The organism is Sphingomonas sp. SKA58 (assembly GCF_000153545.1).
GTDB classification, from domain to species: Bacteria; Pseudomonadota; Alphaproteobacteria; order Sphingomonadales; family Sphingomonadaceae; genus Sphingobium; species Sphingobium soli.
Map to the genome: position 1 here is coordinate 523,597 of NZ_CH959308.1, position 15,619 is coordinate 539,215.

11 protein-coding genes and 5 pseudogenes are annotated in these 15,619 nt (G+C 60.6%); 9 read left to right on the top strand and 7 right to left on the bottom strand.

The features are described from left to right. Nucleotides 1-43 precede the first annotated feature (43 nt). The 3 genes from istA to SKA58_RS19615 all read left to right on the top strand — a co-directional run bounded on the left by istA (nt 44) and on the right by SKA58_RS19615 (nt 3,178). The gene (istA, locus tag SKA58_RS17625; RefSeq protein WP_009823850.1) at nt 44-1,567 is read left to right on the top strand and encodes an IS21 family transposase; all 1,524 of its coding nucleotides are present in this window, start codon (nt 44-46) and stop codon (nt 1,565-1,567) included. Then, nucleotides 1,557-2,363, top strand: a complete 807-nt coding sequence (istB, locus tag SKA58_RS17630) for an IS21-like element helper ATPase IstB (RefSeq protein WP_009821099.1) — start codon at nt 1,557-1,559, stop codon at nt 2,361-2,363. The genes istA and istB overlap by 11 nt, the downstream gene beginning before the upstream one ends. Nucleotides 2,364-2,551: 188 nt before the next feature. Continuing rightward, nucleotides 2,552-3,178 (top strand): glycosyltransferase family 2 protein, encoded by a 627-nt coding sequence (locus SKA58_RS19615; RefSeq protein WP_232209488.1) that lies wholly within the window; start codon nt 2,552-2,554, stop codon nt 3,176-3,178. On the opposite strand, the pseudogene SKA58_RS19620 reads toward SKA58_RS19615, so the two are convergent. Continuing rightward, a pseudogene (locus SKA58_RS19620) lies at nt 3,175-3,956 on the bottom strand (IS5 family transposase). The gene SKA58_RS19615 and the pseudogene SKA58_RS19620 overlap by 4 nt on opposite strands. Nucleotides 3,957-4,239: 283 nt before the next feature. Between SKA58_RS19620 and SKA58_RS17645 the strand changes: the two are divergent. The 4 genes and pseudogenes from SKA58_RS17645 to tnpC all read left to right on the top strand — a co-directional run. Beyond that, nucleotides 4,240-4,569, top strand: a pseudogene (locus SKA58_RS17645) (helix-turn-helix domain-containing protein); the annotation flags it as partial. A gap of 127 nt (nt 4,570-4,696) precedes the next feature. Beyond that, complete coding sequence (locus tag SKA58_RS17650; protein WP_050763066.1) at nt 4,697-5,077, top strand: transposase; 381 nt, start codon at nt 4,697-4,699, stop codon at nt 5,075-5,077. After that, complete coding sequence (tnpB, locus tag SKA58_RS17655) at nt 5,074-5,421, top strand: IS66 family insertion sequence element accessory protein TnpB (RefSeq protein WP_006957496.1); 348 nt, start codon at nt 5,074-5,076, stop codon at nt 5,419-5,421. Before SKA58_RS17650 ends, tnpB begins: the two co-directional genes overlap by 4 nt. Before the next feature lie 60 nt (nt 5,422-5,481). Beyond that, nucleotides 5,482-7,035 carry an IS66 family transposase gene (tnpC, locus tag SKA58_RS17660; RefSeq protein ID WP_009823855.1) on the top strand — a complete coding sequence of 518 codons (1,554 nt, stop codon included), beginning with the start codon at nt 5,482-5,484 and terminating at the stop codon, nt 7,033-7,035. 309 nt (nt 7,036-7,344) lie between these two features. Here the strand turns inward: tnpC and SKA58_RS17665 are convergent, their stop codons facing one another. Beyond that, nucleotides 7,345-8,376 carry an IS110 family transposase gene (locus SKA58_RS17665; RefSeq protein ID WP_009823918.1) on the bottom strand — a complete coding sequence of 344 codons (1,032 nt, stop codon included), beginning with the start codon at nt 8,374-8,376 and terminating at the stop codon, nt 7,345-7,347. 73 nt (nt 8,377-8,449) lie between these two features. Between SKA58_RS17665 and SKA58_RS17670 the strand changes: the two are divergent. Beyond that, nucleotides 8,450-9,052: pseudogene (locus tag SKA58_RS17670) on the top strand (IS630 family transposase); the annotation flags it as partial. 138 nt (nt 9,053-9,190) lie between these two features. Here the strand turns inward: SKA58_RS17670 and SKA58_RS17675 are convergent. The 3 genes and pseudogenes from SKA58_RS17675 to SKA58_RS20590 all read right to left on the bottom strand — a co-directional run. Then, nucleotides 9,191-11,131 (bottom strand): hybrid sensor histidine kinase/response regulator, encoded by a 1,941-nt coding sequence (locus SKA58_RS17675; protein WP_232209491.1) that lies wholly within the window; start codon nt 11,129-11,131, stop codon nt 9,191-9,193. 98 nt (nt 11,132-11,229) lie between these two features. Continuing rightward, a complete protein-coding gene (locus tag SKA58_RS17680; RefSeq protein ID WP_156784259.1) occupies nt 11,230-11,868 on the bottom strand; it encodes a PAS domain-containing protein in 639 nt (212 codons plus the stop codon). A 162-nt stretch (nt 11,869-12,030) separates the two neighbouring features. After that, nucleotides 12,031-12,667 (bottom strand): annotated as a pseudogene (locus SKA58_RS20590) (TCP-1/cpn60 chaperonin family protein); the annotation flags it as partial. A 112-nt stretch (nt 12,668-12,779) separates the two neighbouring features. Here SKA58_RS20590 and SKA58_RS17690 point away from each other — a divergent pair. Continuing rightward, entirely contained in the window at nt 12,780-13,514 is a 735-nt protein-coding gene (locus SKA58_RS17690) for a histidine phosphatase family protein (RefSeq protein ID WP_009823861.1), read from the top strand. Nucleotides 13,515-13,655: 141 nt separating this feature from the next. On the opposite strand, the pseudogene SKA58_RS19955 reads toward SKA58_RS17690, so the two are convergent. After that, a pseudogene (locus SKA58_RS19955) lies at nt 13,656-14,826 on the bottom strand (IS3 family transposase). A 31-nt stretch (nt 14,827-14,857) separates the two neighbouring features. Then, on the bottom strand, nt 14,858-15,619 hold the full coding sequence (locus SKA58_RS17705; protein ID WP_009823865.1) for a molybdenum cofactor biosynthesis protein: 762 nt from the start codon (nt 15,617-15,619) through the stop codon (nt 14,858-14,860).

Here is a 15,619-nt window from a genome sequence, read left to right on the forward strand (position 1 = left end):
TCGTCCCTGGCTTTGACAAGCGAGGGTATATGGAGTGTTGGACATGGCGTTATTGAGCGTTATCCGGCGCTGGCATTTTCGCGATCATCTACCGATCCGGGAGATAGCGCGGCGCACCGGACTATCACGCAACACGATCCGCAAATATTTGCGGTCCGAGACGATCGATCCGCGGTTCAAGGTGCCTGATCGACCAAGCAAACTGGACCCATTTGCTGAGCATCTGGCGGCCTGGCTGCGGCGCGATATGGGCCGATCGCGCAAGCAGAAGCGCACGATCAAGCAGTTTCACGCCGATTTGGTGAGCCTGGGTTATGAAGGATCCTACAACCGGGTTGCCGCTTTTGCTCGGGACTGGCGCGAAGATTATCGGCGCCAGCAACAGATTGGCGGGCGTGGGACATTCGTGCCCCTGTCGTTCGCGCCGGGGGAAGCTTTCCAGTTTGATTGGAGTGAGGACTGGGCAATCATCGCCGGGGTTCGGACCAAGCTGCAGGTCGCGCATTTCAAGCTCAGTTACAGCCGGGCATTCATCGTGCGCGCCTACCTGCTGCAAACCCATGAGATGCTGTTCGACGCCCATAATCACGCCTTCCGCGTGCTGGGCGGCGTGCCGCGCCGGGGTATCTATGACAATATGCGCACGGCCGTCGACAAGGTCGGGCGTGGCAAGGAACGCACCGTCAACGCACGCTTCCTGACGATGGTCAGCCACTATCTGTTCGAAGCTGAGTTCTGTAACCCGGCTGCGGGATGGGAAAAGGGGCAGGTCGAGAAGAATGTCCAGGATGCGCGGCACCGTCTGTGGCAACCCACGCCGCAGGTCGAAAGCCTTGATGCGCTGAACCTGTGGCTGGAGGAGCGCTGCAAGGCGTTATGGGAGGACATCCCTCACGGGATCGAACCCGGATCGGTTGCCAATGCCTGGGCCGATGAATCTGAGTGTCTGATGGTTGCGGGCAGGCCCTTCGATGGTTTTGTGGAATATCGCAAACGGGTATCGCCGACGTGCCTCATCCACTTTGAGCGCAATCGCTACAGCGTACCGGCCTCTTTCGCCAATCGCACTGTCAGCCTGCGCGTCTATCCTGATCGCTTCCAGGTCGTCGCCGAGGGGCAGCCAATCTGCGCACATCAGCGCATCATCAACCGCTCTCACGACGGTCCAGGTCATACGGTTTATGACTGGCGCCATTATCTGGCGGTCGTGCAGCGCAAGCCCGGCGCCCTGCGCAACGGTGCGCCCTTCCTTGAGCTACCCGATGCGTTCCAGCGTCTGCAGCGACATCTGTTGCGCAATCCCGGCGGCGACAGGGAAATGGTCGAAATACTGGCGCTGGTTCTTCATCATGATGAGCAACTGGTGCTGACGGCGGTCACCATGGCGCTGGAGGCTGGCGTTCCGACCAAGACCCATATCCTCAATCTGCTCTATAGGCTGGTCGACGGAAAACCGATCTCCACGCCGCCGGTGACGGCGCCCCAGGCGCTCAAGCTGGTCAGCGAACCGATGGCCAATGTCGAACGCTATGATGATCTGCGCAAGGAGAAGCGTCATGCGTCATGACCCTGCCAGCGGCGCCATCGTCGTCATGCTCCGCAGCCTCAAGATGCATGGCATGGCGCAGGCCGTCACCGATCTCATGGAACAGGGATCTCCAGCGTTCGAAGCCGCCATCCCGATCCTCTCCCAGTTACTCAAAGCCGAGACAGCAGAACGGGAGGTTCGGTCTGTGGCCTATCAGCTCAAGATCGCGCGCTTCCCTGTCTATCGCGATCTGGCCGGCTTCGACTTTACCAGTAGCGAGGTCAATGAAGCTCTGGTGCGTCAGTTGCATCGCTGCGACTTCATCGACATCGCCGACAATATCGTGCTGGTCGGCGGTCCTGGCACCGGCAAGAGCCATGTGGCAACGGCGCTGGGCATCCAGGCCATCGAACATCATCGAAAGCGCGTCCGCTTCTTCTCGACGGTCGAACTGGTCAATGCGCTCGAGCAGGAAAAAGCACAGGGCAAGGCCGGTCAGATCGCCAATCGCCTCCTGCACTCCGATCTCGTTATCCTGGATGAGCTTGGATATCTGCCGTTCAGTGCTTCAGGTGGCGCGCTGCTCTTCCACCTGCTGAGCAAACTCTACGAGCGCACCAGCGTCATCATCACCACAAACCTGAGCTTCAGCGAATGGGCCACCGTGTTCGGCGACGCCAAAATGACCACGGCGCTCCTCGATCGGCTTACCCATCACTGCCACATCCTGGAGACCGGCAACGATAGCTTCCGCTTCAAAAACAGCTCTGCCAAGCAGGCCAGAACCCAAAAGAGAAAACCACGGGTTGACCCACCCGTGACACCCGAAACATAATCCGCAGACGGGTCACTTCTCGATGGAAAACCCGGGTCACTTCTCAGTGGAAATCAACAGATTGCATTCCACTGCGTGATTGCGTTGGCCTCCTGGCCAAGACACTCACCGAGCATGACAGCCTGCTCTGCGCGGATATTCGCTATCTTGGCCCCGATGATGCGCGCGGATCTTGGGAAGAAACCGACTTGCTCAAGCATGGCCGGGCGCATCCCGTGCGGACGTTTCCTACCCAAGGCGTGCGTGAGGAAACGAATGCCGGGCTTTTCTGGTCGCTTGCCTTCGCGCTGCGTCGATCGACATTCGTGGCCCTGGGCGGGTTTGATGAAGGATTCACCGGTTACGGCGCCGAAGATACCGATTTTGGTTTCCGGGCTGCTGCTGCCGGATTGAAGCTGCTATTCGTCGGACAGGCGATTGCCTGTCATCAGTATCATGACAGCTACGAGCCACCCGTGCAGCACGTCGCTGACATTGTGCGTAATGCACGGGTGTTCCAGGCGCGCTGGGAACGGTGGCCGATGGAAGGCTGGCTTGCAGACTTCGAACGGCTCGGGCTCGTGCGCTGGCAGGGGAACGCTCTGGATCTCGTGCGTTTGCCGACAGACTGCGAAATGGCTGCCTCTCGCGTCGAGCCGGCAGGTTGGAGCAAGCTAGGTGACGATACCGGGACCATAGAAGTGCGCGGCAGAAAAAAACACCGAACACTTAGCCAATGCCTATCTCAACCATCAGGCAGGAGCCAAGGCCAAACGTTAGCTTCTGACGAAAGTAGACGTTCAAGCGGTCGCAATGAAACGACGGGTTTGTGCTAGGTCGCGTTGACAAAAGACTTCAACCACAGCCTTGCGGCGGCGAGGTTGAGGAAGCTCTCGAACGAGAGGACGGTTTTGTCGTATCGAGTGGCGATGCGGCGCTGTTGCTTCAGCTTGCCGAACATTCGCTCAATGCGGTTGCGATCCTTGTAGCGCCGATAGTCGGGATGGACTGGCGTTCTCCGGTTCGACCGGGGCGGGATGATGGGCAGGATGCCGCGCATGAGCAGGTTCTCGCGAAATCGGTCGCCGTCGTAGCCCTTGTCCGCGAGCAGCGCCTTGGGCTTGGGCAACCGTAGGGCCATCAGGTCATCGACCGCTGCATAATCCGAAGCCTCGCCGCCGGTCAGGATGAACCCGATAGGTAGTCCTTGATTGTCGCAGCGGGCGTGGACTTTGCTCGTAAAGCCGCCGCGTGATCGACCAAGAGCCTGCGCACAAGCCCCCCTTTTCCGCCCACTGCCGAGACGTGGCCGCGAACCGTGGTGCTGTCGATCATGTGCTGCCAGTCGTCGGTCAGGCCCAGATCGACCAGCGTTTGCAGGAGGGCATCCCAGACGCCTTGCTCGGCCCAACGCCGAAACCGGACATAGACCGAGTTCCACTTGCCGTAGCGCTCATGCATGTCCCGCCATGGGCAACCTACCCGCAGCACATGAAGCATACCGTTGAGAAAACGCCGGTTATCGCCGGCGGGTCGCGCCCAACGCCCCCGCTTAGATGGTAGCAGAGGGCCGATCAGTTCCCACTCAGCATCCGACAAGTCCCCTCGGCCCATAACTGCTCCCCAAAGAGCAGCCTTGAATCAAAACACGACCGGTTTGGGAATCCCTTTTGTCAACACGACCTAGGCCCTGCTTTCCGGTCCCGACCCATCTTTGCCGTTCAGCCTCGATTTCAAGGCCCCCAGCCGCGGACGTTCCGGTTCCAGGATCTCGCGACCAACATACGTCGTCTGCAGTAACGATTTAGAGCGATTTCCGGCCGACGTGAGTCAAAAGGGATTCACACGGGTGCGCTGATCTGATTCACGGTGCTGGCTGGGATGGAGGCCGGCATGGATGGGCAAGCCGTTGTCGATGGACCTACGGTCGCGAGCGCTCGCGGCGGTGGATGAGGGAATGAGTTGCCGGGCTGCGGCGAGGCGGTTCGGGGTGGCGGATGCGACGGTGATCCGCTGGCACGATCAGCGCCGCAGGACGGGCGACTATGCGGCGAAGGCGCAAGGTGGAGACACGCGGTCGCGGCGGATCGAGGCGCATGCCCACACGATCCTGGCGCTGCATGAGGCGCGGCGGGACATCACGCTGGACGAGTTGCGCCGGGAACTGGGCAAGGCGGGCGTGAGCGTGGCGATTTCGACCCTGCACCGCTTCTTCGCCGTAAGCGGGGCCTGAGGGCCGCCTTGTGCGGTGCCCCTTCGCCGGGATGATTGTCGCTCTTTGAGCGAGGTGGCGGGTGTCGGACGAGATCGAGGATACAGCAAGCGAACGGGCGAGTAGTCATACGAGTAATCGTATGAGTAGTCGGATCGAGGTCGTTAGCCGGGTATCGGGTCGTCGGCGCTGGACGGTGGAACAGAAGCTGGCCGTATTGCGGGATGCATTTGGGCCTGAGGGTTGCGTGCGGACGGCCTGTGAGCGCCATGACGTCGGCAGCGGCTCGATCTATACTTGGCGGCGGCAAGCGATGTCCGGTGAGCTTGCCGGGGTTCGCAAGCTGGCCGAGCCGGCCTTCGCTGAGGTCCAGATCGGCGAGCCGCCCGCTTTGCCTGCTCCGATTGTATCGCTCGCCACTGGCTTGATTGGGATCGAGCTGCCATCGGGCATCAGGGTGACGGTGGATGCCGCGATCGATGCCGATGCTCTGTCGCGGGTGATCGGCGTCCTGACGCGATGATCCCGCTGCCGCCATCGACGCGGATATTCCTGGCTTGCGGCGCGACGGACATGCGTAAGGGTTTCGACGGCCTGGCGGTGATGACGCAGCAGGTTCTGGAGCAGAGCCCACATTCCGGTGCGCTGTTTGCCTTCAGGGGCAAGCGCGGCGATCTGGTGAAGCTGCTCTGGTATGACGGCCAGGGCATGTGCCTGTTTTCCAAGCGTATGGACCGGGGGCGCTTTGTGTGGCCGTCGACCAAGACGGGATCGGTGGTGATGACTGCAGCCCAGCTTTCGATGCTCTTGGAAGGCATTGACTGGCGGCGACCGGAGCGCACTTTTACCCCTTCGCTTGCGGGGTAAAACGCCCATTTTCTGGCGCTTTCATTAGCGTTGTGACTACCGATCTGCTATGTAAATCCGGTGTCGGACGCAGGCCTTTTCACCCCTGATAAAGACGCTCGGATCGCCGAGCTTGAAGCTGCATTGGCGGTTGCCCACGCCGATATTTCCGCCCGCGACATCCTGATCGACACGCTGCGCGTGCAGATTGCCCGCCTCAAGCGGATGCAGTTCGGTAAGTCGTCCGAGAAGCTCGATACCCAGATCGCCCAGCTTGAACTGGCCCTTGAAGAACTCGAAGGCGAGGCCATCGTCGCCGCCGCGCGCCGGGCCGATCCGGCAGCCGTCGATCGGCCATCGCCTGTTCGCGCGCTGCCCGCTCATCTGCCGCGCGAGGAACAGCGGATCGAGCCCGAGCAGGGCAACTGCAGCTGTCCCGACTGTGGCGGCGCACTGCGGCCGCTGGGACAGGATAGCGACGAGATGCTCGATGCCGTGCCGGTGCAGTGGCGCGTCGTTCGAACCATCCGGCCCAAGTATAGCTGCCGGTCCTGCGAGAAGATCGTGCAGGCGCCCGCACCAGTAAAGGCGATAGCGCGGGGCAAGGCGACATTCGGTACCCTGGCCCATGTCGTCGTCTCCAAGTTCGACCATCACCTTCCGTTATACCGCCAGGCCGAGATTATGGCCGCGCAGGGCATCGAGATCAACCGCTCGACGCTGGCAGGCTGGGTCGGCCAGGCATCTGTCCTGCTCGATCCGATCATCAACCGCATCCGCGAGGTCGGACTGACCGCTTCAAAGATCCATACCGACGATACACCGGTCCCCATGCTCGATCCGGGACGTGGCAAGACGGCAACCGGCAGGCTCTGGGCCTATGCCGTCGACGATCGGGGCTGCGGTGCCATGACCCCGCCGCTGGTCTGGTATGAGTTCACCACCGACCGGACAGGCGCACATCCCCAACGGCAGCTGGCCAGTTTCACCGGCTATCTTCAGGCGGACGGCTATGCCGGATACGACAAGCTCTACGACACCAACCGCGTCACCGAGGTCGCCTGCTGGGCGCATTTCCGGCGCAAGATATTCGACATTCATGCGACCAAGCCGACACCGCTCACCACTGATCTGCTTGAACGCATCGGTCAGCTCTATGAGATCGAGGCGGAGGTTCGCGGCCACCAGCCCGATATCCGACGACGAAGCCGACAGGACCGCACCAAGCCGCTGATCGACGAACTGCGCCAGGCGCTCGACGATGCCCTGCGCCGCCTTTCGCCCAAATCCGAGATGGCCAAGGCCATTGCCTATGGTCGCAAGCGCTGGGTCGCTCTGACGCGCTTTCTCGATGATGGACGTCTGGAAATCGATAACAACATAGCCGAGCGCGCCATGCGCTGCGTGGCCCTGGGTCGCAAAAACTGGTTGTTCGCAGGTTCAAAAGCAGGCGGCGATCGCGCCGCTGCCATCTATTCGGTCATCGAGACCGCCAAGCTCAATGGCCTCGAACCACAGGCCTATATCGCCGACGTCATCGCCAGGATCGCTGGCAACTGGCCTGCTACCCGCTGGGATGAACTCATGCCGTGGAACTGGCAGCCCGATAATCAGGCAATCGCCGAAGCCGCCTGAACTGCGGTCCTCAGGCCACGCTTACTCTTCGCCCGGCACGGGATTACGCGCAAAAAACGTATGGCCCGCCCCGTTTGCAAGCATGATTTTGAGGTGATCTGATCAGTCTGCGTCAACGTATACGGTCTCACGAGCAAGCCCGTGGCCAAGATGGAGATCCGCGCATCTGGAGCCGCAATAAAGACGTCGGCAGCAAGTGCCATTTTTTTGACCGGGCTTTCCAGATGCTGGTCGACTGTCAGGCCATCTTTCCAATCCTTCCTGCAAACAACGTTGGCCTATGCCCAGATGAGCATCAGGCCGATCGGTTCAAACGGCGACGGGGTAGCTGCGTTCGAAGGTTGCGCCCTTGCGCAAAGCGGCCCAGGCGATCCGCGCCAGCTTATTGGCCAGGGCGACCACGGCAGCATTGCGGTGAACACCTCGTTCCAGCATCGCTTTGAGCCATCGCCCGAGCGGTGTGTCACTTCGAGAGATCGAGGGCAGGCTGGCCCTGGCACCATGGATCAGCAGGGTTCGCAAGTAGGTGTTGCCGCGTTTCGAGATGCCCAGCAGTCGTGGTTTGCCTCCGGTGGTATGCTGGCGTGGGACAAGACCAAGCCATGCCCCCAGATCTCGGGCCTTGGCGAAGCTACCGGCATTGCCGACCGCTGCGATCAGCGCGGTGGCGTTGAGCACCCCGATTCCGGGGATGGATGTCAGACGCCGGGCGGCGGCATCATTGCGGGCAAGTTCAACAAACTCGGCGTTCAGGCTCTCGATTTTCTCGTCGAGGTGTCGCCATTCTGTACGAAGATCGCCGATGAGCCGGCGAATTCGAGGGGACAACCCTGCCTCCCCCTGAAGGAGCAAAGCATCAACACCGAGTTCCAGCTTGCGGCGACCAACCGGAAAAATCGTGCCGCGCTCCAGCATGATGGCGCGCAACTGGTTGATCAGGCTCCTGCGCTCAGCCACCAAACGGGACCGGACGCGGTGAAGGGTCTGGATATCTAACTGATCCTGGCTTTTGAGTTCTACGAAGCGCATCGTCGGGCGTGATGCTGCCTCAGCGATGCCTTCGGCATCCCGGTCGTCATTTTTCTGCGCTTTCACGTAAGGGCGAACGTATTCCGGTGACATCAGCCGGATCTCGTGCCCATGACCGGCGAAGAGACGGCCCATATGATGAGCGCCGCAACACGCCTCCATCGCTACAATGCATGCTGGTAGCTTCGAGACGTAATCGATCAATGTTTGTCGGCGCATCGACCGGCGCAGGACAACCGCCCCGGTCGCATCCACACCGACGATGCTGCAAGCGTTCTTGCCCAGATCAACGCCAAGGATCACAATAGACATCGGTCCGTTCCTTTCCCTTCTCAAGCACCGGCATCATACCCGCTGCCGGGGAAAAGGGGCGGGCCATCCTATAAAGACCGGCCACGCGATCGAGCAGGACCGTGCCGACGTCCTGAGCCAGCGCGAGGCGTGGTTCGACGGCCAACTCGACCTCGATCCTGCGCGACTGGTGTTCATCGACGAAACCTGGACGGCGACCAACATGACCCGCAGCCACGGCCGCTGCCAACGTGGCGAGCGGTTAAGGATGGGCTACCCGCATGGCCATCGCAAGACGACGACGCTGGTCGCGGGCCTGCGCATGACCGGCATGGTCGCGCCCATGGTGCTCGATGGGCCGATCAACGGTGACTGGTTCGAGGCCTATGTCGACCAAGTGCTCGTGCCCGACCTCAGGCGCGGCGATGTCGTGATCATGGATAACCTGTCCAGCCACAAGCGCGCCAGCGTCCGCGACCTGATCGAGGCGGCTGGCGCCCGGCTCATATTCCTTCCGCCCTACAGTCCCGACTTCAACCCGATCGAGAAGGCGTTCGCCCGTCTCAAGGCGATGCTACGAAAGGCCGGCGAGCGGACCGTTGCCGGGCTGTGGTCCCTCATCGGCAAGCTGGTCGACCTCTTCCAACCGCAGGAATGCGCGAACTATTTCAGCTCATGTGGATATGACCCAGACTGAAAGAAAAACGCTCTAATGTCGGCTCACGTCAAACCGGACGGCTGCTTGAAACTTAAAAATGACGCACTGCGCCTCGGCCGTTCGGCGCGCCGATTTACAATCCGTGAAACTCCCCCCACGGTGGGCGAAACCCGCGCCTCACGGGTCGCAGGTGCTGGCTCCAACATTCGATCCTGACGAAAGAACGGATGCAGCGATAAGCTGACCAATCGCTGCGCTCAGTGTCTCGGCGCCATAGGGTTTTGATAATACAGAAAGATGCGCCTCTCCTTCCCCAACAAGCTGATCACTATGCCCTGTCGCGAGGAGGACCGGCAGGCCAGGCGCCCGAATGTGCAGTTGTCGCGCGAGATCGATGCCGCTCAGTCCTGGCATAACGATATCTGTGAAGACGAGATCGAACGATTGCTCCTGGATAAGCGCAAGTGCTTCAGTCGCGTTACTTGCGCACACCGTCTGGCACCCCAGATCGTCTAACAATTGCTCCGCGAATTGGAGAACTTGAATATTATCTTCGACCAGAAGGACCTTTATCCCCGGTGGTATTGAGGCAAGTTCACCTTTCTGCTGGATCGCCGCCGGCGTCTTGTCGACCCTGGGAAGGATGATGGTGAGCGTGGTGCCCGATCCGACGCGTGAACTTATCCGGGCGATGCCGCCTGCTTGAGCCGCAAAGCCATGAATCTGGGATAATCCCAGTCCTGTTCCCTCGCCGATCGGTTTGGTCGTGAAGAACGGTTCGAATACGCGGGCGAGTGTTTCCTCCGACATACCAGTGCCGCTATCGGTAATATCGATGGCCACCGCGACTTGCCTTTCGTAGACGTCGTCCCGGGTCTCTATGAGGAGGTCTCCACCCCCCGGCATCGCGTCGCGGGCATTTACTGCAGCGTTCAGGACGGCTGTTTCCAGTTCAGTCGGGTCCACTTCCACGCGGGCGTTCTTCGCCGATGCCTTCACCGACAGGGCGATGCCGCTCCCGAGGGACCGGGATAGAATTTCAGCCCAGGCATCGAGATGGATATTGAGGTCGATAACCTCGGGACGGATGGCGCGACGCCGACTGAATGCGAGAAGGTGACCGGTAAGGGTGGAAGCCCGCTCAACGGTTGCTGCTATGTTGTCGATATAGCGCGCCCGCTTCTCCTCCGGCAGATCGACTTTTCGGAGCATTTCGGCCGCCCCGCCTATGACTGTCAGCAGATTGTTGAAGTCATGGGCCACACCGCCAGTTAGTTCGCCAATTGCCTGCAGCTTTTGCGCCTGAAGCAGCGCGCTGCGGGTTTCTTCCAGCTCCTCCTGTGCCTGGCGTTTGTCTGTCGCGTCACGGGTGATCTTAGCGAAGCCGACATGCTTTCCCTCTTCGTCATAAATCGGATCGACCAGCACATTTGCCCAAAACAGCGTGCCGTCCTTGCGAACGCGCCAGGCCTCTGTCTCATATTTTCCTTCCGCGAGGGCCGTCGCCAACGCTCGTTCGGGTGCGCCCGCGTCCCGGTCATTCTGCGTGTAGAAAATGGAGAAATGCTTACCCACGACCTCGTCGGAACCATAGCCCTTGATCGCGGCGGCCCCGGTGTTCCAATTGGTGATGATACCGTCGGTATCCAGCATGTAGATCGCGCAATCCTTGACCCCTTGGACGAGGAGCCGAAAGCGCTGTTCCGCCTGAAAGAGAGCGAGTTCTCGTTCACAGCGTTCGGTGATGTCGCGGCTGATCTTTGCAAAGCCGATCAGTTCTCCGGTTTCGTTCCTGATGGGATCTATAACGGAATTGGCGAAAAAACGGCTGCCATCCTTCCTGATCCGCCAGCCCTCGGCTTCAAAACGCCCCTCTTGCGCTGCGACGCGCAAGGCAGTTTCCGGTAGACCGGAATCGCGATCCTCCTGGGTGAAGAAGCATGAAAAATGCCGCCCTACGATTTCGTCAGCAGTATAGCCCTTGGCTCTCTGAGCGCCGCTATTCCATGTCGTGATCCGGCCTTCCGGATCCAGCATGTAGAGCGCATAGTCCATAACTGCGTCGACGAGCAGCTCGAATTTTGCTCCGGCTTTGTCGGGCATATCAGAATTAGTCACGCGACATCCTCAACAAGCCCCCCCGGCTTGCCCCGGACTTAAGTCCATATCGAATCTTGAAAGGTTGGCAAGGTCATTCAGAACCGCCTTGCTCTAGGTTAAAGGCCCGCTTCTACAGCGATCCTGATCGCCTCGGTCGAAGTCTGCACACCCAGGCGATGCACCAATGCGCCGCGATGCATCTTGATGGTTTTGATGGAAAGGCAAAGGTTCTTTGCGATCTCGGCGTGGCGCATGCCGCGCGCCATATGCGCGAGAACCTTCAACTGCTGGGGGGTTAAGACAGCCAACTTTGCCTTTGCGGTTCCGACATCTTTGAGTTCGCCATCTACCTTCAATTGGGTCCCAATGAAAAAGGAAAGAAGACCACCTTCGTCATAAACAGGCGCAATCATCACGGCATTGTGGAATGCGTGACCGTCTTTACGATAGTTGACCAGAGTGACAAATGCCGGTCGGCCAGCTTCGATAGCCTGGCGCAACAGGGCTCGAGATGTTGGGCAGGTCGCAACCCCGGAAAGCAAGCGGCAGTTTTGGCCGATGACATCCGACTCAGCATAGCCGCTCAGCCGTTCGAAAGCTTCGTTGGCAGCGATGATGACATTTTCGGCTCTTGCGTCCGTTACGATAGTAGCAAGGGGCGAGTGCCGGCTCGACTGTATCAACTCGTCGCGCAGTCGTTGCCCCTGCAAAACGGATTGCGCAGGGTTTGTCATCTGATCAAGGGGCGTCGTCACCCGGTGCGCTCACGAAAACGCCACAAGATGGTAGCCGCATCCGTCAATAGTCTCGATAGGCAAGAGCATTCCGATCCGAATAGGAGCTAGGCGGGCGGGCCGCACTTTCGGCGGCCTTCATATCACATAGCGAACAACAGAGTCATTATGTCCACGCTCAATATAGTCCTCGGCTTCGAGCAGCTTCCCAACGATCCAAGCACCATGCTCGCCGGCATTCTCGGCGATCTTGTGAGCGAAGGCGCGAAGTGCGCAGCGGACGATGTTGAGCCCGACTGCTGGTGGTCGTTGGCCGCCTTGATGCCATCCCGTGCCTTGAGCGCGCGCAGCAACGAGATGCCTCCGCCGGGCAGGATGGCCTTTTCGACCGCGGCGCGGGTGGCATGGAGCGCATTATTAGCCACATCCTTCTCCTTCACCTCGACCTCGGCCGCGTCGCCGGCGCGGATCACCGCTATACCACCGGCGAGCTTGGCAAGCCCCTCTTGGAGCTTCCCTCGGTCATAGTTGGAGGTCGTCTCATCGATCTGCTGGCGAATCTGCGCAACGCGTGCGTCTATATCGCCCTTGTTGCCGACGTCGTCGATGACCGTGGCGTTGCCCTTGTCGATAGTGACGTCCTTGGCTCGGCAAGCATGTGAATCATTAGGTTATCGAGCTTGGCGCCAAGGTCCTCGCTGGTGACGTTGCCTCCGGTGATTATGGCTATATCTTCGAGCATATCCTTGCGGCGATCGCCGAAGCCCGGAGCCTTTAATGCTGCGATCTTTAGTCCGCACCGCAGCTTGTTCAGCCAGAGCCTCGCCCTCGACACCCGCGCAAGACCTTTCGCGACTGCGCGGTGGCGTGCTTGATCGCGCCGCTAGCGATATCGCAGGAACCGCAAGATGCCGAGCGGCATTGATCCCTCTATGGATAATGAGCATGCACCTTGGCCTTCGCAACTCTGGATCGTCCGTCATGGACAAAGTGCTGGGAATGTCGCCCGCGACGCAGCGCATGAAGCTGCGCTCGATCGCATCGCACTGGAGGGAAGGGACGTCGATGTCCCGCTCAGTGCCTTGGGCAAGGCGCAGGCGAGAGCGCTTGGTCGTTGGGTCGCCCATGGCGGGATGGGCCAGCTACCCGATGTGATCCTCTCCTCACCCTATCGCCGGGCCGTGGAGACGGCCAAGCTGTTCAGGGGGGAAGGCGGCGCTGCGATGGAGGAGCCCGTTTGCATTGACGAGCGGTTGCGCGAGAAGGAGTTCGGCATCCTTGACGGGCTAACGACGGGTGGGGTCGCGAAGCTTGAGCCGCAGCAAGCCGCCTTCCGCCAGACGCTTGGGAAATTCTATCACCGCCCGCCCGGTGGCGAGAGCTGGTGCGATGTCATCTTCCGCCTCCGGGCTTTGATGGACACGGTGTCCCTCCATAATTCGGGGCAGAGGGTCATCATCTTCGCGCATCAGGTAGTCGTCCTCTGCCTGCGCTACATCATCGAAAATATGGATGAAGCCCAGATTCTGGATATCGACCAAGACGGGGACGTCGCCAACTGCTCGGTCACAGAATATCGTTCGATCCGCAAGCGGGGCGGCGCGGCAATCTGGTCCTTCAGCGCTATAATGACGTGGCGCCGGGAGATACTCAGGCTGTGCCAATGACCGACGCCCCGGATTTACCTGCTGTTGCTCGGGGATGATCCAAATAACACCTCTCCACGCTAAGCGGTGCGCGTCCCACATGAGGTGGTCCCGCCTTCTTGGACAGTTTGGCGGCTGAGTTAAGCTAATCCCGGTTGTCGTTCATGCCGCCTGTTTGATCATCAGATCATGGGGGGCATGCCCCCCATGATCTGATTGCCCGATCCGCCGATAGGCCTCGGCCGGGGTTTTTCCGGCCAGGCTCGAGTGCGGACGCTGGGTATTGTAATAGGTGATCCAGCGGGCCAGGCCAGCTTTCAACCCCGAGCCGGTCTCGAAGGCGTGGAGATAAACGCATTCGTACTTCAGGGATCGCCAAAGGCGTTCGATGAAGATATTGTCCATCCACCGGCCCCGCCCGTCCATGCTGATGCGAACCTCGGCCTCGCGCAGCACAGTGGTGAAGGCCCGCGACGTGAACTGGCTGCCTTGGTCGGTGTTGAAGATCTCCGGCTTGCCGAAGCGCGCCAGTGCTTCATCCAGCGCCGCGACGCAGAACCCGGCGTCCATGGTGTTCGACAGCCGCCAGGCCAGGACCTTGCGGGTTGCCCAGTCCATGATCGCAACCAGGTAAAGGAACCCGCGACGCATCGGGATATAGGTCACGTCGGCGCACCAGACATGATTGGGCCGTTCGATCGCCAGCTTGCGTAGCAGATAGGGATAGACCCGGTGCTCGGGTGTGGATCACTGGTGCGGGGCCGCTGGTAGATCGGTGACAGGCCCATCTTCGCCATCAGGCGCCGTGCCCGCCGTCGCCCGACTTCGTGGCCAGCACGCCGCAGGTGCCGCGCCATCTGGCGGCTGCCATACCACGGGCAGTCCAGGAACGTCGCGTCGATCACCGTCATCAGCGCCAGCGTCTCGTGCGTTTCCGGCACCGGCGCGTAGTAATACGACGAGCGACTGATCCCCAGAAGACGGCACTGCGCCGAGATCGACAGACGGTGGTGAGCAGGCTCGATCATCGCCCGCCTCCGGTCCACGCTCATCGACCGAAGGCTTTCGCTAAAAAATCCCGCTCCACGACCAATTGCCCGATCTTGGCGTGCAGCTTTTCCACCTCGCTCTCGCTGACGGCCTTGGCCGCATCACCGGCCCCGGAGAACGTGCTCGTCATCCCCTCGATCGCCTGGCGCTTCCAGGCCGCGATCATCGTATGGTGGACGCCGTGCTTGGCCGCCAGCTCCGCCAGCGTCAGGTCACCACGGATCGCCTCCAGCGCTACCTTCGCCTTGAAATCCGCGCTGTAGCGCTTCTTCGTCGTCTTCATTCCCGTACCAATCCATCAGGTCGGGACCAGCTTAACACCCTGTCCGAATTTCTGGCACCACCTCACTTGCTGCATCGCGCACCATGTCGATCAGGTCGGGCGCTCGGGACATACCGGTTGGCTTCCCTCCCCATTGCCGTGCCATGAGCATCAACGATTCGCTCAGACTGTCGGGAACGGCATCGACGTCCATCGCGGCCTTACCCGGTTCGACCAGTTCATCACCATTGGTCAGGATGTGCACACGTGGTCGGCGCCAGACGGTCACGCCGTCTACGTCGGCGGCGGCCGCGACGACCATGACGCGCGCATCGATGCGCGTGCCCTTTGTCAGAAGTATCTGCCCCTGCGCGAAATCGTCGCCGCGCTGCCGGACATGGGCCTTGCCGCCCTTGTGCGTCAGGATCACATATCCCTCGTCGACCGTCGCATATTCACGCATGACGACGCAGTCCGCGCCTGCGGGCATCGGCGCACCCGTCGATACCCCGACTGCCATGCCGGCAGGCAACAGACCCGGAGACGCGCTACCGGCACAGCTTTCGCCAAACAGGCGAAAGCGGACGATTCCTTGCGCAAGATCGCCAGAACGCACGGCATATCTGTCCATCGCCGCGCAGTCCCGCCGGGGGGAATCAATCCTAGCGACGACATTTCTGGCAAGGACACGTCGGCCCGCATCGCCCAGCGGCACGAACTGCGTCCCCAATGGCACGCTACTTTCCCGAATGATGTCCTGCGCTTCGTCGAAGCCGATCGTCGCGGCACAGGGGATGCTCGGAGCGGATGCCAT

Coding starts and splice junctions, on each gene's coding strand:
- istA (WP_009823850.1), top strand. CDS start 44: ATGGCGTTATTGAGCGTTATCCGGCGCTGGCATTTTCGCGATCATCTA.
- istB (WP_009821099.1), top strand. CDS start 1,557: ATGCGTCATGACCCTGCCAGCGGCGCCATCGTCGTCATGCTCCGCAGC.
- SKA58_RS17705 (WP_009823865.1), bottom strand. CDS start 15,619: ATGGCATCCGCTCCGAGCATCCCCTGTGCCGCGACGATCGGCTTCGAC.
- SKA58_RS17665 (WP_009823918.1), bottom strand. CDS start 8,376: ATGTCTATTGTGATCCTTGGCGTTGATCTGGGCAAGAACGCTTGCAGC.
- tnpB (WP_006957496.1), top strand. CDS start 5,074: ATGATCCCGCTGCCGCCATCGACGCGGATATTCCTGGCTTGCGGCGCG.
- SKA58_RS17690 (WP_009823861.1), top strand. CDS start 12,780: ATGGATAATGAGCATGCACCTTGGCCTTCGCAACTCTGGATCGTCCGT.
- SKA58_RS17650 (WP_050763066.1), top strand. CDS start 4,697: ATGAGTAGTCGGATCGAGGTCGTTAGCCGGGTATCGGGTCGTCGGCGC.